Source organism: Streptomyces sp. NPDC006923 (assembly GCF_040635655.1).
Classification (GTDB): Bacteria; Actinomycetota; Actinomycetes; order Streptomycetales; family Streptomycetaceae; genus Streptomyces.
On the sequence record NZ_JBEYIF010000004.1, the window covers coordinates 1 to 19153 of the forward strand.

Genomic DNA, 19153 nt, shown 5'->3' on the forward strand with positions numbered 1-19153 from the left:
TTTCGTATCCGATTTCCCCGGCCGGCGGGGCCGCCTTCCCGGTTCCCGCTTTCGCGTTTCCCTTTCCAGCGATTCCGACTCTACCAGATTCATTCGGCTGTTCTAGCCGCTTGAATTCCGATGGCCTTTGGATTGGCCTTTTTCCTTTCGGCGGACTCGACTTTATCAGAAACATTCGGGCCGATCACATCGGCCTTCACTCATCCAAGGGTCGAGTCGCTGGACTCCACAGAAATTCAATTTCCGTCGGGAGCCGCGTAGATTTTTACCACCACACTCGTAGCTTGTCCAGCTTCGAGGCAACCGTTCTAATCTACCTCCCCACACAGACCGTGTCAACGGTTTGGTGAGGCGAAGAGGAGACTAACAGCTCGGGGACGGGATCCGCACATCAGGCGGCGACGGGCAGTTCGGCGCTTCGGTCCCCCGCCTCGACGTCTCCCGTCTCGCCGGCACGGGCCGCCCGGCCGCCGAGGAGGTAGACGTAGACGAGGAACGCCGCCTCAGCGGCGACCCCGATGGCGATACGGGCCCAGGTGGGCAGGCCGGACGGGGTCACGAAACCTTCGATCACACCGGACACGAAGAGCACCAGGGCCAGGCCGATGGCCATGCCGAGCGCGGCGCGGCCCTGCCGGGCCAGTGCGGTCCTGCGGCTGTACGGGCCCGGGTCGATCAATGTCCAGCCGAGGCGGAGGCCCGTGCCGGCCGCGACGAAGACCGCGGTGAGTTCGAGCAGGCCGTGCGGGAGAATCAGGCCCAGGAAGGTGTCGAGGCGTCCGGCCGACGACATCAGACCGATGCCAATGCCGAGATTGAGCACATTGGTGAAGAGGATCCAGATCACCGGCAGGCAGAGGAACGCGCCCAGGACCAGGCACATGGCGGCCGCCTGGGCGTTGTTCGTCCAGACCTGAGCCGCGAAGGACGCAGCCGGATGGCTTGAGTAATACGTCTCGTATTCGCCACCGGGCCGTGTCATCCGCCGCAGTTCCTCCGGGGCCGCGATCGCCGCCTGGACCTCGGGATGGACTGCGATCCACCATCCGATGACGGCCGCGAGGAGCGTGCTCAGGAGTGCGGTCGGGAGCCACCAGTGCCGGGAACGGTAGACGGCCGCCGGAAAGCCGGCGGTCAGAAAGAGCGCGGCGTCGCGCCAGGTGGCGCGGCGGGTGCCGGTGACCGTGGCACGGGCACGGGCCACGAGCTGGGTGAGACGCGTGGTGAGGATGGGATCGGGCGCGCTGGACTGGACGAGGGAGAGATGGGTGGCCGTGAGCTGGTACAGGGCGACGAGTTCATCGGCCTCGTAGCCGCTGAGGCGGCGACCCCGGCGCAGGAGATGGTCCAGACGGTCCCACTCGTCACGGTGGGCTGCGACAAAGACATCGAGATCCATGGTCGGCTGCTGCTCCAGGCACTGGGTGCGTACGGTCCGTCCTACTGCGGCGCGCTGCTGGCCAGCTTGGCAGACTGAGGCTTCCAGGGGCAGGGAAGCCGGCGAGGGGTGGGCATCGGTGAATGAGCTTGTGACGGGCGACGCGGTCGTGCTGGGGCTCCGGCCCGCGAGGCTGCCGAGCCGCGCGCTGGCGCTGGCGATCGACCTCGTGGTGGCCTGGGCGGCTTATTTCCTGGTGTCGTTCGGGATTGTCCTGGCGACGGGCTCGCTGGACGACGCCGCGGCCACGGCGCTGTCCATAGCCGCCTTCCTGCTTGTGCTGGTGGGCCTACCGATCGCGGTGGAGACGCTCAGCCATGGACGCTCGCTGGGCAAGCTGGCCTGCGGGCTGCGGGTGGTCAGGGACGACGGCGGGCCCATCCGGTTCCGGCACGCGCTGGTGCGCGGGGCGATGGGCGTGGTGGAGATCCTGGCGTCCTTCGGGGTCGTCGCCTGTATCGCGTCGCTGGTGTCCGCGCGCGGACGGCGGATCGGCGATGTCTTCGCGGGGACCCTTGTCGTACGGGAGCGGGTACCGGCCGCGCCTCTGGCGACGCTTCCGCCTCCCCCGCCGTGGCTCGTCGGACGCTTCACGGAGCTGGATCTTTCCGCCGTGCCGGATGATCTGTGGCTCGCGGTACGCCAGTACCTGACGCGGATGGGACAGCTCGACGCGGCAGTGAGCTGGTCGATGGCCGAGCGGCTCGCCGGCGATCTGGCGGCGCGTACGGGGACGCCCGCGCCTCGGGACGTGCCTCCGGCCGCGTATCTGGCAGCCGTGGTCAATGAGCGGCAGGCGCGGGACGCGAGCCGGACCTTCGGGGCCGCCGCTCCCGGCCCGGCCGGTGCCGGTACCTCTCCGGCTCCCGCATTCGCGCCGCCGGCGGCCGAGGCGGGGCCCGGCGCGTCCGGCGCCGGGCCGAAGCCGGACGCGGTACGGCGGGACGCGGCGGAACCGGCGCAGGACCGGGCTGCGGATGCCGGATCGCCGCCTGTCACGGGCTTCTCCCCGCCGGCGTAGGCGCCCGGGCGACGTCCGGTCGGCCGGGGCGGAGGGGGCGGTCAGGGCAGGACGGAGGGCGGGGTTTCCAGGTCTTCCAGCTCGATGCCCGGGGCCGAGAGCACCACGTCGCCGGCGAGGTGGACGGTGTGCTGTTCACCGGTGTCCAGGGCGCTGACCTGGTACTCGTCCACCATCAGGGGCCCATTGTCAGTGGGGTGCGCTTCACTCTTCAGCAAGGCCCACGCCTGGTCGAGGGTGCGGGGTGCCAGGACCGGGTCTGTGAAGGCGACAAGGCGTACACGGGTGGAGGGAGAGCCGGGGGTGAGCCGCAGCAGCCGGGCCGTGGCGACCAGGAAGGCGGGGGAGGTGCCGGTGAAGGCGTGGGCGCGGACAGTGCCTTCGGTGGCATCGGCGCCGGAGGGGTCGGTGCGGACCCAGGTGACGCCGTCAAGGGCGGCGCCCCGGACCTGCCAGCTCGCGGCGTGGAGTTCGAGGCGGATGGGGCGGCCGAGTTCGTCGAGGGCCAGATCGACGGAGCCGGCGTGGGCGCCGGAGGGAGTGGTGGTCTGGGAGACATAGCGCCAGCCGGAGGGGCCCGGCGCGCAGTGGAAGTGTTCGTCACCGAGAGGGGTGTGATCGTGCGGATCATGGAGCGAATAACGGCCGCGGGGCATGGGGTCCTTCGAGTCTTTCGGGTGCTCGGCGACTGACACGTCCCGTGTCGGGCGGGTGCGGTCGGCACGGGGCGAGCGGATCCGGCCGCGGGGCGCCGGAGGGAAGCCGGCGCGGGGTGCGGGGCCAGGACGGGCCGGAGCGGCCGCCGGGGTCGCCGGCCACGGGACAGGCCCCCGACACGGGGGTGCGGGGGCCTGTCCGGTACCGCCGGTACCTGTTCAGGAGAGCGCGTCAGTGATCCGCCGGGCTGTCGGCCCGGCGGCGACCTGGCTCAGTAGCGGTAGTGGTCGGGCTTGTACGGGCCCGCGACGTCCACGCCGATGTAGGCGGCCTGCTCCGGGCGGAGGGTCGTGAGCTTCACACCGAGCGCGTCGAGGTGGAGGCGGGCGACCTTCTCGTCCAGGTGCTTGGGGAGCACATAGACCTCCGTCGGGTACTCCTCCGGCTTGGTGAAGAGCTCGATCTGGGCCAGCGTCTGGTCCGCGAAGGAGTTGGACATCACGAAGGAGGGGTGACCGGTCGCGTTGCCCAGGTTCAGCAGGCGGCCCTCGGAGAGGACGATGATCGTCTTCCCGTCGGGGAACGTCCAGGTGTGGACCTGCGGCTTGACCTCGTCCTTGACGATGCCGTCGATCTTCGCGAGGCCGGCCATGTCGATCTCGTTGTCGAAGTGACCGATGTTCCCGACGATCGCCTGGTGCTTCATCTTGGCCATGTCCGAGGCCATGATGATGTCCTTGTTGCCGGTCGTGGTGACGAAGATGTCGGCGATGGAGACGACATCGTCGAGCGTGGAGACCTGGTAGCCGTCCATCGCCGCCTGGAGCGCGCAGATCGGGTCGATCTCGGTGATGATCACGCGGGCGCCCTGACCGCGCAGGGACTCCGCGCAGCCCTTGCCGACGTCGCCGTAGCCGAAGACGACCGCGACCTTGCCGCCGATCAGGACATCGGTGGCGCGGTTGATGCCGTCGATCAGGGAGTGGCGGCAGCCGTACTTGTTGTCGAACTTGGACTTGGTGACGGCGTCATTGACGTTGATCGCCGGGAAGAGGAGGGTGCCGTCGCGGTGCATCTCGTACAGACGGTGGACACCGGTGGTGGTCTCCTCGGTGACGCCGCGGATCTCGGACGCCAGACGGGTCCACTTCTGCGGGTTCTCGGAGAGGGTGCGGTTCAGCAGACGGAGGATGTAGCTGAACTCCTCGCTGTCCGCGGTGGCCGGGTCGGGGGCCTCGCCGGCCTTCTCGTACTCGACGCCCTTGTGGACCAGGAGGGTGGCGTCACCACCGTCGTCCAGGATCATGTTCGGGCCGCCGGTGGGCGTGTTCGGCCACGTCAGCGCCTGCTCGGTGCACCACCAGTACTCCTCCAGCGTCTCGCCCTTCCAGGCGAAGACGGGGATGCCCTGGGGGTTCTCCGGAGTGCCCTCGGGGCCGACGGCGATGGCGGCCGCGGCGTGGTCCTGGGTGGAGAAGATGTTGCAGGACGCCCAGCGGACCTCGGCGCCGAGGGCGGCCAGGGTCTCGATGAGCACCGCGGTCTGCACGGTCATGTGCAGGGAGCCGGTGATGCGGGCGCCGGCGAGCGGCTGCGCCTCGGCGTACTCCGCGCGGATCGACATCAGGCCGGGCATCTCGTGCTCGGCGAGGGTGATCTCCTTGCGGCCGAACTCGGCGAGCGAGAGATCGGCGACCTTGAAGTCCTGTCGGTTGGCGACAGTCGTCATAACGAGCTGCTCCTCGTAAAGGGGTCGAGGGTGGGTACGTACGGCTGGCTCTGCGGCGGAGGGCATACGAATGCCCGGGCGCTCGCGGCGCAGTCCGTCGGAGGCCCTCTCTCCCTCGGCCGGTCCGCGAGGGCGGACCGCCCGACCGCCATCAGCAGCGACGTCTGGCTCTCCGGACGAATCTACACCGACCGGCCCGGCGGCCCACAGCCGAATGGGGAAGGGACAGGGGAAGGGGAAGGGTGCGGGCGGCCGTTGCCGTGGGCCCCGGGACGCTCCGCGGCCGAATCAGCGCCGCCCCGGTCACCGGTGCCGGTGGCCGGGGCGGGGGTGAGAGCGCCGGTGTCAGTGGGCGGGATCCGGGGTGGGACCGCCCGGGTTCTTGGCCGGAGCCGGGGCCTCCGCCGATGCCCGGTCGCTGTAGATGTCCGGCTCCAGGTAGATCACACGGGCGATCGGAACCGCCTCGCGGATCCGCGACTCGGCGGCGTTGATGGCGCTCGCGACCTCGGCGGCCGTGTCGTCGTGCTGGACGGCGATCTTGGCGGCGACCAGCAGTTCGTCGGGGCCGAGGTGGAGCGTACGCATATGGATGATGCCCGTCACCACATCGCCGTCGACGAGCGCGGTCTTGATCTTCTCCACATCCTCCGTCCCGGCGGACTCGCCGAGGAGCAGGGACTTCGTCTCGGCCGCCAGGACCAGCGCGATCACAATGAGGAGGACACCGATGCAGAGCGTGCCGATGCCGTCCCAGACGCCGTCGCCGGTGGCCAGGGACACGCCCACGCCGCAGAGCGCGAGCACCAGACCGATCAGCGCGGCGAAGTCCTCCAGGAGCACAACGGGGAGCTCCGGGGCCTTGGCGCGGCGGACGAAGTCCGTCCAGGAGAGCTGGCCCCGCGTGACATTGGACTCCTTGATGGCGGTACGGAAGGAGATCGACTCCGCGATGATCGCGAAGATGAGCACCCCGACCGGCCAGTACCACGCCTCGATCTCGTGCGGGTGCATGACCTTCTCGTAGCCCTCGTAGATGGCGAACATGCCACCCACCGAGAACAGCACGATGGAGACGAGGAAGGCGTAGATGTAGCGCTCGCGCCCATAGCCGAAGGGGTGCTGCGGAGTGGCCTCGCGCTGTGCCTTCTTGCCGCCGAGGAGCAGCAGTCCCTGGTTGCCGGAGTCGGCGAGGGAGTGGACGCTCTCCGCGAGCATGGACGACGAACCGCTGAAGAGGAACGCCACGAACTTGGCTGCCGCGATCGCGAGGTTGGCGCCGAGCGCCGCCACGATCGCCTTGGTTCCGCCTGACGCGCTCATGGGTGCGTTGATGTCCCTTCTTCGGTGCCGCGGCCCTGGCGCCGCGCTACGGCGGCACATTGTTGCAGCCGCCCGGCGTGGCACGTTGCTCAGACCACCACTGTTGCCCGGAAAACCGTGCCGACACCTGACAGTTCGGCTTTCTCTCCCGCGGGTACGAAGACCGAGGCACCGGGTGTGAGCGCGAGGTCGTTCGCGGAGGGCGCCCCGGCCGTGCAGAGCAGGATCTGCGGGGTGGGGGCCGTGAGGTCACGTACGGGCGCGTCCGGTGTCAGGACATAGCGGGACAGACGGAATTCGTCGATCGGGGTGTCGTAGAGCTCCTCGCCGGAGCTGGACGCCTCGGGGCGCAGGACGCCCGGCTCGCTCGCCTCGAAGCGGACGATACGGAGCAGTTCGGGGACGTCCACGTGCTTGGGAGTGAGGCCGCAGCGCAGGACGTTGTCCGAGTTGGCCATGATCTCGACGCCAAGGCCGTTGAGATAGGCGTGCGGGACACCGGCGCCGAGGAAGAGCGCCTCGCCCGGCAGCAGTTGCACGTAGTTGAGCAGCATGGCGGCGATCACGCCGGGGTCGCCCGGGTAGTGGCGGGCGATGGAGGCGTACGGCGTGTAGTCGCCGCCGAGACGTTCGGCGGCCGCGGCGGTCTCGGTGACGGTCGCGGCCATCTCCTCCGGGTCGGCGGCCAGGACGGCGGTCAGGACCTCACGCAGCGCGGCCTCTTCGGGACGGGCGTGGAGCAGGTCGGCGTACGGCTTGAGCGAGTCGACGTCCAGCCGGGCGAGGAGTTCCGCGGCCTCGTCGGGTGCGCGGAAACCGCAGAGCCCGTCGAAGGGCGTGAGCGCGCATATCAGTTCGGGCTTGTGGTTGGCGTCCTTGTAGTTGCGGTCCGGCGCGTCGATCGGGACACCGCGGCGCTCCTCGTCCGCGTACCCCTCGCGGGCCTGGGCGAGGTCGGGGTGCACCTGGAGGGAGAGCGGTGAACCGGCGGCGAGGAGTTTGAGGAGGAACGGCAGGCGCGGGCCGAACTTCCGCGTCGCCGCCGCGCCCAGCTCCGCCTCGGGGTCGGCGGCGATGACGGCGGAGAGCGGCTGCTCACCCGTACCGCGGTCGAGGCGGGACGGGGCCCCCGGGTGGGCGCCCATCCACATCTCGGCCTGGGGCTCGCCGGTCGGGGCGACACCGAGCAGTTCCGGGATGGCGGTCGTGGAGCCCCAGGCATAGGGGCGCACGGTGTTGGAGAGGCGGTCCATGGAGGGGCTTCCTTGTGCGTGGTGATCAGTGGCGTGGTGATCAGGGGCGTGGTGCGTCGACGGCATGCCGGCGTGGGGGCTTGGCGGTGCCGGGCCGGGCGGGGCCGGTCCGGCTCATGCGGGCGCGCCCCCGGCGAGAGCCAGGTAGACGGTGGCGAAGTCGGTGACGGCGATCAGCTCGGCCAGTGCTTCGAGCTCGCTGCCCTCCTCCGGCTCCAGTTCGCTGATGGCCGTGTCATGGCCGAGTGCGAGTTCGCGGGCCGCCGGAGCGGCGGTCAGACCGCCGACGGGGCGGTCGCGGAGCAGGACGATCCGGGCGCGCAGGGCCTGGCGCTCCTCGACCCGGTCGCGGAAGAAGTCGTCCGGTGCTGTGTCGCCGCCCGCGAAGTTCCCGGCGAGCAGCGCGCCGTGGGCCGGGATGGCTTCCGGGAGTTCGGCGGCGAGGGCGGGCCGGCCGGTGAGCTCGGCCAGTACGGCGGCGAAGCGGCGGCCCGCCGGGGCGGCGGCGGTGCCCTCGGTCCAGACCAGCGGCAGGCTGTCGGCGAGTTCGGCGGCGAGGGTCTTGGCCGGGTTGCTGTACGTCGCGACGGCCGGGCCGCAGCGTTCGGCCACGCGGTCGAGCCGGTCGGCGACGAGCTGGAGGGTGTCCGCCGGAGCGGTGAGCAGCCCGACCCGGTCGAGGAGAGCGAGCAGCGGGATCAGCAGGGACCAGAGGGCGCCGGGACCGGCCGCCAGGGTTCCGTTGTCCGGGTCGGCGTCGTTGCCGTTGCCGTTGCCGTTGCCGTACTGCTCGTGCGGTGTCGTCGCCATCGGGACGACCAGGCCGTGCGTACCGTCGACCGCCTCGCTCAGCGGGGAGCGCCGCGGGGCGACGGCGACGACCGTGCAGCCGCGGCGGTACGCCTGCTCGGCGAGGAGCGCGAGGCCGGGCTCGCTGCCATCGGTGGTGATGATCAGCAGCAGGTCCACGGATCCGGCCCAGCCCGGCAGCGTCCAGCGCAGCGCGCCGGCGGCGGGCGCGACGCCGGTGGGGCGGAGCCGGGTCACAGGCGCGGCTCCGCCGGCCAGCGACGCGACGAGATCGGCGACACCGGCCGTGGCCGCGCCGGATCCCGCGACCAGTACGCCGCGCGGGCGGCCTTCGGGGCTGAGCTCGGCGACGCCGGCCTCGGCGGTGTTCCGCAGGGCGGTGCGCACACGCGCTCCGGCCTCGGCGACGCCACGGAGCAGACCACCGCGGTCAGCCCGGGCCAGTGCGTCGGGCGCATCGAGCAGCGACTCGTCGAGCATGGGGATGGGCCTCCGATCGCCCGACGCCGTGGCGGTGCCAGAGCGGGGCTTGCGTGGACTGGCGGGCCGGACCGGCGTACGGGAGCGCGGCGCGCCTGGCTGGTTACGCGGGGCGGCGCGCCTCGTCGACGAGGAGTACCGGGATGTCGTCCCGTACCGGATACGCCAGACCGCAGTCCTCGCCGGTGCAGATCAGCTCGGGGGTCTCGGCCGCGGTGCGGTCACTGAGCGGCGCGTGGCAGGCCGGGCAGGCGAGGATCTCCAGGAGACCGGCTTCGAGCGGCATAGGGGTGGTGTCCCTTCGAACAGGCGGATCGGGCCACGTCAGCCTACCGCCGGGGGAAGGGCCGGGGCTCATTGCGGGACGGCGGCCCCGGGGCAAGGGCGGCGGCCGGGCCGCTTCCGCCCCCCGTGTCACGGGCGCACGGCGGGCAGCAGCCGGGAAGAGGCGCGGGCCCGCGCCTCCTCACCGGCTCTCTTGTGCTCAGGTCCGCCGGGCTCGCCCGGGTCAGGCGCGGATCAGTGCCAGCGCCTCGTCCCGCACCCGGGCCATCGTCGTCTCGTCGCGCGCCTCGACATTCAGGCGCAGCAGCGGCTCCGTGTTGGACGGGCGGAGATTGAACCACCAGTCCGCCGATGTCACCGTCAGCCCGTCGAGTTCGTCGATCGTCACGCCGTCCCGCTTCGCGAACGCCTCATGGACGGCGGTCATCCGGGCCGTCTGGTCGTCGACGGTGGAGTTGATCTCGCCGGAGGCGGCATAGCGGTCGTACGAGGAGACGAGCTCGGAGAGCGAGCCGTCCTGGGCGCCGAGCGCGGCCAGGACATGGAGCGCCGCCAGCATGCCCGTATCGGCGTTCCAGAAGTCGCGGAAGTAGTAGTGCGCGGAGTGTTCGCCGCCGAACACCGCGCCCGTGGTCGCCATTTCCTGCTTGATGAACGAGTGGCCGACCCGGGTGCGCACCGGGACGCCGCCCTGCTCTCTGACGACTTCGGGGACCGACCAGGAGGTGATCAGGTTGTGGATGACCGTGCCGCCCGGGTGCTTGGCCAGCTCGCGCGCCGCCACCAGCGCGGTGATGGCGGACGGCGAGACGCCCTCGCCGCGCTCGTCGACGACGAAGCAGCGGTCCGCGTCACCGTCGAAGGCCAGCCCCAGGTCGGCGCCCTCGGCCAGGACACGGGCCTGGAGGTCCACGATGTTCTTCGGGTCGAGCGGGTTGGCCTCGTGGTTCGGGAAGGTGCCGTCCAGCTCGAAGTACATCGGCACCACATCCAGCGGCAGGCCGCCGAGCACCGTCGGGACGGTGTGTCCGCCCATGCCGTTGCCCGCGTCCACCACGACCTTCAGCCGGCGGATGTGCGAGATGTCGACCAGCGACCGCAGATACGCGGCGTAGTCCGCCAGGGTGTCCCGTTCCGTGAGGTGTCCGGGCCTGACGACCGACGCCGGTGCGCCCTCCGCCAGCCAGCCCTCGACCAGCGCGCGGATCTCCGCCAGGCCCGTGTCCTGGCCCACCGGCGCCGCCCCGGCCCGGCACATCTTGATGCCGTTGTAACGGGCCGGGTTGTGCGAGGCCGTGAACATCGCGCCCGGCAGATCCATGCTGCCCGACGCGTAGTAGAGCTGGTCGGTGGAGCACAGCCCGATGATCGTGGCGTCCGCTCCGCGCGACACGGCGCCCCGCGCGAAGCTCGACGCCAGTCCGGGTGAGGAGGGCCGCATGTCATGGCCGACGACGATGGCCTCGGCGCCCGTGACCTCGACAAAGGCCGCGCCGAAGAGCTCCGCGAGCCCGTCGTCGAGCTGGTCCGGGTACACCCCCCGCACGTCGTACGCCTTCACGATCTGCGACAAATCGGCCACGGCCAACCCTCCAGAGGTCTCTGTCACTGCGGACACTTCAAACTACCCGCACGGTTACCCGCTCGCAGTCACGGAAGCATCCAGCCCAGCACCGACGTGCTCTGTCCCAGCACGATCAGACACATCACCAGCAGCAGCCCGAGACTCCACGGCAGCACCTTGCGCAGCAGATCTCCCTCCTTCCCCGCGAGACCGACCGCAGCGCACGCGATCGTCAGATTTTGCGGAGAGATCATCTTGCCGAGCACTCCCCCGGAGCTGTTCGCCGCCGCCAGCAGTTCGGGCGACAGGCCGGACTGCTGCGCCGCCGTCACCTGGAGTGCGCCGAAGAGAGCGTTGGCGGAGGTGTCCGAGCCCGAGACGGCGACCCCGAACCAGCCCAGGATCGGCGAGAGGAACGCCAGTCCGGCGCCCGCCGCCGCGACGAAGTGCCCTATGGTGCCCGCCTGTCCGGACAGATTCATCACATACGCGAGGGCCAGCACCGAGACGACGGTGAGGATCGCGTACCGCAGTTCGTAGACGGTCGCCGCCCACTCCCGCGCCGCGTCGCCCGCGCGCACACCGATCACCACCGCCGTGAGCAGGCCCGCGAACAGGACGAGCGTGCCGCCCGTGGCGACGAGCGGCAGGGAGAACATATTGGCGCCGACCGGCTCGCCGTTCGGGTCCGCGACATCGAGGAACGGCCAGTCGAAGCTGCGTGTCGCCCTGGCCAGCAGGTCCTTGACCGGCGGGAGCTGCGCGACGGAGAAGACGACCACGATCAGCGCGTACGGGGCGTAGGCGCGCACCACTTCGCGGCGCGGGTCCTCCTGGTCCAGGTCCTCGCTCCGGGCGCCCGTGAGCACCGCCGCGCGCACCGGTTCCGCCGCGGCCCTGCGCGCCGAGGGGACCGCCACCAGTGCCGCCGCGCCCACCAGCGCGGCCCCGATGTCCGCGAGTTGGGCGGAGACATAGTTCGAGGCGGCGAACTGCGCGACGGCGAAGGCGACTCCGCACGCCAGCGCGGGCACCCAGGTCTCCCGCAGCCCGCGCCGCCCGTCGACCAGCCAGACCAGCACCAGCGGTACGACGAGCGCGAGCAGCGGGGTCTGCCGGCCGACGACCGCGGCGACCGTGTCCAGTGGCAGCCCGGTGACCTGAGCGAGTGTCACCACCGGTGTGCCCATGGCGCCGAAGGCGACGGGCGCGGTGTTGGCGACGAGGGCGACCACGGCGGCCTTGACCGGGTCGAAGCCGAGCGCCACCAGCATCACCGAACAGATGGCGACCGGCGCCCCGAAACCGGCGAGCGCCTCAAGCAGCGCGCCGAAGCAGAAGGCTATGACCAGCGCCTGGATACGAGGATCGTCGGAGAGGCGGCCGAACGAGCGCCGCAGGATGTCGAAATGGTGGGTACGGACCGTCATCCGGTACACCCAGAGGGCGTTGATGACGATCCACATGATCGGGAAGAGCCCGAAGAGCACGCCCTGCGCACCGGCCGAGAGGGTCTGGCCGAGGGGCATGCCGAAGACGAGCCAGCCGACCAGGACGGCGGCCGTGAGGCCGATGAGCCCCGCGAGGTGTGCTTTCATCCGGACCGCGCCGAGCAGGATCAGCACGGCGGCCAGCGGCAGGGCGGCGACAAGGGCGGAGAGGGCGAGCGAATCGGCGACGGGTTCCAGTTGCTGTACGAACACGACAGTCCTCCGGATTCCGCGATACGGAAACTGATCTCTCAGGGGTGGGGGAATGGTCGTGTCCGCGCCAAGCGCAGGTCAATGGCCGACGCAGGATCCGTACCGGAAAACCTCGTCGGAGTGAGCGGCGCCCGAGGAAGGCCGGAGGAGACGAAGACCGGGAGCGGCGGCGTGGGGCGGGGGGCCGCGCGGGCGGGGAACGGCACCGGCCGGACCAAAGGCGCCGGTGGCGCGCGGTCGGACGGCGGTTCAGGACCTGGCGGCCCGGCGTCGGGATATCACGACTCGGGAGAGCGCAGCACCCGCAGATGCCCCCGGCGCCCGGCCTCGGTCGGATCCACTCCCCGGGTGCCCTTGTTGCCATTGCCGGGGGCACCGCCGCCGGCCGCGCGCTCCTGGGGGCGGGCGGCCTCACGTACGGCGTTGGCCAGCGCCTCGAGATCGTCACCGCTCGGGCGTGCGGGAGCCGAGCCGTCCGTCAGACGGACGACCTCCCAGCCGCGCGGAGCGGTCAGCCGCTCGCTGTGTTCCGCACACAGGTCGTAGCAGTGAGGCTCGGCGTAGGTGGCGAGCGGGCCGAGGACCGCGGTCGAATCGGCATAGACGTACGTCAGTGTCGCGACAGCAGGGCGGCCGCACGCGGTGCGCGAACAGCGACGTACAGGGCTCACGATGTTGGACGGTACCGCACTCTTGAGCGGGCCGCGACGACTCTCCACCAGGTCACCCCACCGTGTCGCGCCCCGGCCTGCCCCTCAACTTGGCTGGAAGCAACCGGTCTGACCTGCATGAAAGGCGGTGTGATGGATCAACGACAGCCCGTGACACGGTCATTACCCGGGACAAATCCCGTCAAGGAAGGCGAGATCGGCGATCGCGAGAGCGTACTGAATCGAGCCCAAGCTTGGCCTGAATGTTCAATATGCGACATGCCGTCCGAGCGGCCGACAGCCGCGATCGCCGGCTCCCCGGGAGGGCTACGCTGCGTCAGTGATGGACAGTCCTGTACCGCCCCGCCCGGCCGAACCCCGGCCGCGCCGCCGCGACCGGCACGGCCGCGGTATGCGCGGGCCCGTCGCTCCGCCGCAGGTGCCGCTTTCGGCCAGCCGCTCCGAGACCTTCCGCGACCTTGTCGCGGACTCCGTGGACCGGCTGGAGCGGCGCTGGCCACAGCTCGCGGAGGTCGAATTCCTGGTCATGGACGTGCCCACCGCGCAGGACGAGTCCGTGCCGCTGGGCAGTTCCGTCCCGGCCGGCAAGGAGCGTCCCGCGCGCATCGTCGTCTATCGCCGCCCCGTGGAGATCCGCACCAAGAGCCGCGACGACCGGGCGATGCTGGTGCACGAGATCGTGGTGGAACAGGTCGCGGAACTGCTCGGGCTGGCGCCGGAGTCCGTCGACCCGCGGTACGGACAGGAGTGAGCGAGGGCCCCGGCCCCGGTCGGGAATGACCGGGGCCGGGGCCCTCTTTCCTGTCCGGGATGCGCCGGGCCCGACAGCCTCAGCCTTGATCGCCGAGGATCGACAGATCCTCCTTGGCCTTCGGCACGGACACCGTCCCCCGGTCGTCCGGCAGCGTCTGCACGGTGAACATCTGGACGCCGTCCTCGGGCAGCGCCAGCGTGCGCGCCGCGTACACCGGACCGCCCGACTCCGGCTCGACCGTCAGCGCGTACGAGCCCTTCAGGCCCGACGGCACCGGCGGCGTCACGGCCAGGGTCGTGCCGGCCTTGACGGTGTACGTCTTCACGACCTGCTCGCCCCCCTCGGTACCCGCCGACGCCGTGACCTTGACCTTCGCGGCAGCGTCCGGCGCCGTCAGCGAAAGCGTGGCCCCCTTGGCGCGGTTGTCGGCCGCGGACGCCCGCGACGCGATCGGGCCCGTCGCGGGGATGAACGCGATCTCCTGCTTGTCGCCCTTGCCGCGCACCACGCGCAGCGCCGCGACGACCGGGGTCGCGCGTTCGCCCTCGGCCGGGCCGAGCACGAGCGAACCCGCCTGGCCCTTGGTGACGTCCGCCAGGTCGAGGGAGGCGGTCATCCGGGACTTGACGTGCAGGGTCTCGTGGCCGGCCGGGGTGATCGTGCCGTCGGCCCCCGCGAGCCGCACCTGCAGATCGGCGTCGTCGTCGCCGGGCGCAAAGGCCACCACCCGGACATCGGTCGCGTCCGCCGGGATACCCGGCAGCACCACCCGGCCCGCGGGGTCGGCGGAGGCCGCCAGCCAGTCGCTGCCCGCCGTCTCGTCGGCCGCGCGCACCACGGCGCCCACCCGGCCGGTACGGGTGGTCACATGGACGGTCACATCGGCCGCGGCGTCGGTGGTCAGGGTGGAGAGCAGCACCGGGACGCTGGACCGGGGAGGCACCGTTATGCCCTCGCCGACCTCCGCCTTGAGGGGGCCGTCCTTCCCGTACAGCTCGATGTCGGCGACGGCGGCGGTGTCGTCCGGATTGGTGAGATGGACGTAGTCCTGCCGCGTCTTCTCGGTGTCGGCTCCCGGGAACCAGAAGTCGGTGTCGGGCGCGGTGCAGGCCATGCCGAGCAGGCCGCGGGCGCCGCCCGCGCCGACGGTGGTGGTCTGCTGGGTGGTCCAGCCCGGGGCGAAGCGGCCGGTGGCGACGCCGACCAGAGCCGGGGCCTCGGCGCCGCTCGCCTCTGCCGCGACCGGTTTGCCGGGCTCCTTCAGGGCGATGAACGCCTTGTCCCGTGCCGCGTCCGTGTCGTCGTCCTTCTTCGGGTCGTCCTTCTCGCCGGCCCTGTCGTCCTTCTTGTCGTCGGCGCTGCCGGCCTTGTCGGCGTCGGCGTCCGCGCCGGACGGGTCGGCCAGCGTGACGGTGGACTCCCGCAGTTCCGCCGTACCGGTCGCGGCGCCGCCGCCGGTGCCACCCGGCGTGAAGGACGTGTATGTCGTCTCCGCGATCTCCGAGACGCTCGGCGCCGGGCAGAGGAGGCTGCTGCGCTCCACCGGCAACCGGACCGGCGCCTGGGCCGACGCCGTGTCCGTGGCGCCCGGAGCGGTGAGCGCCGCGAATCCGGTGACGGCGGCGAGCGCGGTGACGGCCGCGAGGAGGGAGAGGGTCGTGCGGTTCACTGGTTGCTCCCGTCGGGGCGCTGACGCTGCTCGTTCTCGGGGCCTTCGGCGTAGGGCTGCTGCTGTCCGTAGCCGTACGGGTCGTACACCGACGGGTCGTACTGACCCTGGCCCTCCTGATACGGATCGGCCTGGTACTGCTGGTACTGCTGCTGGTACTGGCCCTCGCCGTACTGGCCGCCCTGGTACTGGTCGTTCTGGTTCTGGTACTGCTCATGGGCGTACTGCCCGTCCGGGTGCCGGTCCTGGGCATACTCCGCGCCCGGGTACGCGCCACCGTCCCACTCGCCGTACGCCGGCTGCTGCGGCACCGCGACGTACTGCCGGCCCTCCTGACCGTCCTGGCCGTACGGGTCCGGCGCGGCAGCCCCGGCGGGCATCGGCGGAACGGCCTCCTGCTGCCCGGTCTCGTACTCCCCCGGCCCGTACTCGTACTCCCCGGTGCCGTGTCCGGGCCCCGGCTCCGCGTCCGGACCCGTCTCGGCCTCGGCCGCGGCCCGCAGCCTGCGCGCCCGGCGGCCCTCGCCCTCCACCGGCTGCGCCGGAATCTCCAGCTCCTCGTCGGGCAGGTCGTCGTCGATCTCCCGGCGGCGGCCCGGCAGCGCGAGCACCAGCAGTACGACGGCGAGCGCTCCCTGGAGCCAGATCCAGGCGGTGTGTGTGAAGGGGTCCTCGTAGGTGAGATCCAGCCGGCCGCCCTCGGCGGGCAGCTCGAAGCCCTGGGCCCAGCCGTCGACCGTCTTCTTCGTCAGTACCTGTCCGTCGAGCGTGGCCTGCCAGCCCTCGGCGGCCCGGTCCGCGATTCTCAGCACCCGGCCGGCGGCGCCCGCCGGGATCTTCGTGTGTGCCTCGACCGGTGAGGACGCGACGGCCAGCGGTTCGCCGGCGCCCTTGCCGTCGACGATCGTGGCGCGCGAGATCTGGCGGTCCACGCGCCACAGCGCGCTGCCGTCGAGCTGGCTCAGCCGGCTCAGGCCCGGGGTGGCGTCGAGGACGCGGCTCATCTGCCGCGGCGCTCCGTCCCGTACCAGCACATAGCGGACCGCGAATCCGCTGAGCTCCTCGGTCTGGTCCGCGCCGGATCCGGCGACCAGGTTCGCGACGACCTTGTCGAGCCGCGCGTCGCTTCCGCCGGCCTCGGTCAGCTCCGCGTCACCGAGCCGCCCGCCCGAGCCGCGTACCAGGACGTACGAGACCTCACCGGCGGAGGTGCCGCCGAGGACCAGCGTGCGGGGCTGGTCGCGGGTGATGCTCTCCTCGGCGACGAAGGCCGGGACCTGGACCGGGTCGCGGCGTTCCAGCGGGCCCGCCGCTCCGCTGATCATCCAGCCGAAGGCGGCGAGCAGCGGGGCGCAGACCGCCGCGGCGGCGATGAGCGCGGCGACCGGCTGGCGCCAGCCGAAGTTCTGTGCGGCGACCCGTTCCCGGGCGCCTTCCGCGCCGACCACGGCGGCCGCGATCAGCGCGAGTCCGTAGACGAGGGTGGCGGGACCGGCCCAGCCGGAGTTGTTGGCCAGTACGGCGAAGACGAGCGCGACCAGGGCGACGGCCCAGGCGGCGCGGACGGCGAACTGCCGCTCGCCGCGGAGCAGCGCGGCCAGTGCGGCGAGCACCACACCGATCAGCAGGACACCGCCGGCGGTCTTGGGGCCGCCGGGGCTCATTCCGAGCAGATCGAACGCGGAGGCCGCTCCCGTGCCGAACTCCAGGCCGGCCTCGCGCAGGAAGGCGGACGGGCTGGTCAGCAGCGAGAGGGACCAGGGCGCCAGCAGCAGCACCGGGGTGCCGAGTGCGGCGAGGACACGGAGGCCGTACGCGGCTATGTCGTCACGGCGCAGCGCCAGCACACCGAGGCCGAGCAGCAGCGCCATCGGCCATACGACGGGCGTGAAGGCCATCGCGAAGGTCAGCAGAAAGGCGTACGCCCAGGTGGCTCGCCAGCTTCCGCGGGCGTCGCCGCGCAGCCCGTACGCGGCGACGGCGGCCCTGGCGATCAGCGGCAGCAGGATGGCCAGCACGGCCGTGCCGAGCCGGCCGGTGGCCAGCGCGCCGGTCGCGGCGGGCAGGAAGGCGTAGGCGATGCTCGCCCAGGCCCGCAGCAGCCGGGACTCGGTCAGGGGCCGGGAGGCGAAGTACGCCGTGACTCCGGCGAGCGGCACCGAGCAGACGAGCAGCAGGGTCAGCGCGAAGCCGGTGGAGCCGAGGAAGAGCGCGGAGAGCGCGGCGAGTACGGCCAGATAGGCGGGCGCGGTCTGGGTACCGCCCGTGCCGATGGGATGCCAGCCGTCGGCGTACCGGGACCACAGGTCGGAGACGTCCGCGGGCGCCGGCAGGAGCGCGCCGCCCGCGAGGGCGCCGCCCCCGAGCAGACCGCGGCAGGCGATGAGCGAGACGACCAGCAGGATCGCGAAGAGCACGGGGCCCGGCTTGTGCGCGAGCTTCTTCACCCTGGCGAACTGTTCGATCTCCAGGAAGTCGGCGTCGTCGCCGCCCGGTCCCGACTCGACGGCGCCGTGGCGTGAGCCGCCGGCTTCGGCGTCGGAGTCGCCGCCGAGGCTGCCGGCGATCTGCTCGAAGGTGGCCCGCACCGTCGCGCCGGGCGGCGGGAAGAGCGGCCGCAGCTCGGCCGGCTCGACGACCCCCTTGCCCCGATGGCGCCGGGCGCTGACGATCCTGCCGGGGCGCAGCAGGGTGCCGGAGAGTCCCATCACCTCGTCGACGGCCTGGCCGGGCGCCTTGCCCACCAGATAGGCGAGGGTGCGCAGCAGCGTTCCGACGACGAGTCGGAGCAGTACGTACGGGACGGCGGCGGCTCGCGCGTTGACGAGCATGGTGTAGACGGCGCCCGCCTTGTCGACGCGGTGCGGGTTGACGACGGAGCGGCCGGCGCAGTCGACCGTGCGGCGCTCGCGGGCGGCCGCCTCGGCGTGCCGCAGGACGGCGTCGGGAGCGACGAGCACCCGGTGGCCCGCGGCGTGCGCGCGCCAGCACAGGTCGACGTCGTCGCGCATCAGCGGCAGTCTGCGGTCGAAGCCGCCGAGTTCGTCCCAGACGTCCCGGCGGATGAGCATGCCCGCGCTGGAGACGGAGAGGACGGTACGGACCTGGTCGTGCTGGCCCTGGTCCTGTTCGCGCCGGTCGAGGCCGGTCCAGCGGCGTCCGCTGTTGGCGATGGAGACGCCGACTTCGAGGAGCTGCTTGCGGTCGTACCAGCCGCGCAGCTTGGGACCGACGACGGCGGCGTACTCGTCGGAGTCGGCGACGCGCAGCAGCTCGGCGAGGGCGGTGGGTTCGGGCGCGCAGTCGTCGTGGAGGAGCCACAGCCACTGCACCGGTTCGCCGTGCGGCAGCTCCGGCAGGTCATAGGCGTCGTCGCGCCAGGTCCGGTTCACCGGGTCCCAGCCGCTCGGCCGCTTCAGATACGGCAGGTCCTCGGGTGTGAGCACACCGGCGGAGCGGACCGCCTCGTCGACGGCCGTGCCGAAGCCGGAGCGGCGCGCGAGATGCAGGACGCGTTCGTCGCCGAGCGACTCGGTGAGCAGCCGGGCGGAGTCGTCGGCGCTGCCGGTGTCGGCCGCGATGACGTTCTGTACGGGGCGTTCCTGACCGAGCAGCCCGGCGAGGGCGTCTGGCAGCCAGCGCGCACCGTCGTGGGAGACGAGCACCGCGGTCACGACGTGCCGCGGGAACTCGGGGGCGGTGGCGGAAACGAACGCGGCTGTGGTGGGGGACATTGAGGTAACGGGCCCTCCGGCCGGGGATCGCCCCGTAGGGGCGTTGGTGCGTCTCGGACGGG

Annotated in this window: 14 protein-coding genes; 2 read left to right on the top strand and 12 right to left on the bottom strand. The window is 71.8% G+C overall.

Annotation, left to right across the window (positions count from 1 at the left end; all coding sequences use genetic code 11):
* Positions 1–391 precede the first annotated feature (391 nt).
* Positions 392–1399, bottom strand: a complete 1008-nt coding sequence (locus ABZ707_RS08510) for a stage II sporulation protein M (RefSeq protein WP_360169943.1) — start codon at positions 1397–1399, stop codon at positions 392–394.
* Positions 1400–1517: 118 nt separating this feature from the next.
* On the opposite strand from ABZ707_RS08510, the gene ABZ707_RS08515 reads away from it, so the two are divergent.
* Positions 1518–2459, top strand: coding sequence for an RDD family protein (locus ABZ707_RS08515; protein ID WP_360169946.1), 942 nt, complete (start codon positions 1518–1520; stop codon positions 2457–2459).
* Between the two features lie 41 nt (positions 2460–2500).
* Here the strand turns inward: ABZ707_RS08515 and ABZ707_RS08520 are convergent, their stop codons facing one another.
* The 9 genes from ABZ707_RS08520 to ABZ707_RS08560 all read right to left on the bottom strand — a co-directional run bounded on the left by ABZ707_RS08520 (position 2501) and on the right by ABZ707_RS08560 (position 12982).
* Positions 2501–3115 (bottom strand): hypothetical protein, encoded by a 615-nt coding sequence (locus ABZ707_RS08520; protein ID WP_360169949.1) that lies wholly within the window; start codon positions 3113–3115, stop codon positions 2501–2503.
* Positions 3116–3387: 272 nt separating this feature from the next.
* Entirely contained in the window at positions 3388–4845 is a 1458-nt protein-coding gene (gene ahcY, locus ABZ707_RS08525) for an adenosylhomocysteinase (protein ID WP_360169952.1), read from the bottom strand.
* A 345-nt stretch (positions 4846–5190) separates the two neighbouring features.
* Positions 5191–6168 carry a cation diffusion facilitator family transporter gene (locus ABZ707_RS08530; protein WP_360169955.1) on the bottom strand — a complete coding sequence of 326 codons (978 nt, stop codon included), beginning with the start codon at positions 6166–6168 and terminating at the stop codon, positions 5191–5193.
* Positions 6169–6257: 89 nt separating this feature from the next.
* Positions 6258–7421: a mannose-6-phosphate isomerase, class I gene (gene manA, locus ABZ707_RS08535; RefSeq protein WP_360169958.1), complete on the bottom strand. Its 1164-nt coding sequence runs from the start codon at positions 7419–7421 to the stop codon at positions 6258–6260.
* A 114-nt stretch (positions 7422–7535) separates the two neighbouring features.
* The gene (locus tag ABZ707_RS08540; protein ID WP_360169961.1) at positions 7536–8711 is read right to left on the bottom strand and encodes an SIS domain-containing protein; all 1176 of its coding nucleotides are present in this window, start codon (positions 8709–8711) and stop codon (positions 7536–7538) included.
* Positions 8712–8814: 103 nt separating this feature from the next.
* On the bottom strand, positions 8815–8997 hold the full coding sequence (locus tag ABZ707_RS08545; protein ID WP_030350970.1) for a Trm112 family protein: 183 nt from the start codon (positions 8995–8997) through the stop codon (positions 8815–8817).
* Between the two features lie 222 nt (positions 8998–9219).
* Positions 9220–10578: a phosphomannomutase/phosphoglucomutase gene (locus tag ABZ707_RS08550; RefSeq protein WP_360169964.1), complete on the bottom strand. Its 1359-nt coding sequence runs from the start codon at positions 10576–10578 to the stop codon at positions 9220–9222.
* 68 nt (positions 10579–10646) lie between these two features.
* Positions 10647–12263 (bottom strand): lactate permease LctP family transporter, encoded by a 1617-nt coding sequence (locus ABZ707_RS08555; RefSeq protein WP_360169966.1) that lies wholly within the window; start codon positions 12261–12263, stop codon positions 10647–10649.
* Positions 12264–12541: 278 nt separating this feature from the next.
* Positions 12542–12982 (bottom strand): DUF3499 domain-containing protein, encoded by a 441-nt coding sequence (locus tag ABZ707_RS08560; protein ID WP_360169969.1) that lies wholly within the window; start codon positions 12980–12982, stop codon positions 12542–12544.
* Positions 12983–13256: 274 nt separating this feature from the next.
* Between ABZ707_RS08560 and ABZ707_RS08565 the strand changes: the two genes are divergently transcribed.
* Entirely contained in the window at positions 13257–13685 is a 429-nt protein-coding gene (locus tag ABZ707_RS08565) for a metallopeptidase family protein (protein ID WP_360169972.1), read from the top strand.
* Between the two features lie 79 nt (positions 13686–13764).
* Here the strand turns inward: ABZ707_RS08565 and ABZ707_RS08570 are convergent, their stop codons facing one another.
* Positions 13765–15357, bottom strand: coding sequence for a DUF5719 family protein (locus ABZ707_RS08570; protein ID WP_360169975.1), 1593 nt, complete (start codon positions 15355–15357; stop codon positions 13765–13767).
* Positions 15354–19091 carry a glycosyltransferase gene (locus ABZ707_RS08575; protein ID WP_360169978.1) on the bottom strand — a complete coding sequence of 1246 codons (3738 nt, stop codon included), beginning with the start codon at positions 19089–19091 and terminating at the stop codon, positions 15354–15356. The genes ABZ707_RS08570 and ABZ707_RS08575 overlap by 4 nt, the downstream gene beginning before the upstream one ends.
* Positions 19092–19153 lie beyond the last annotated feature (62 nt).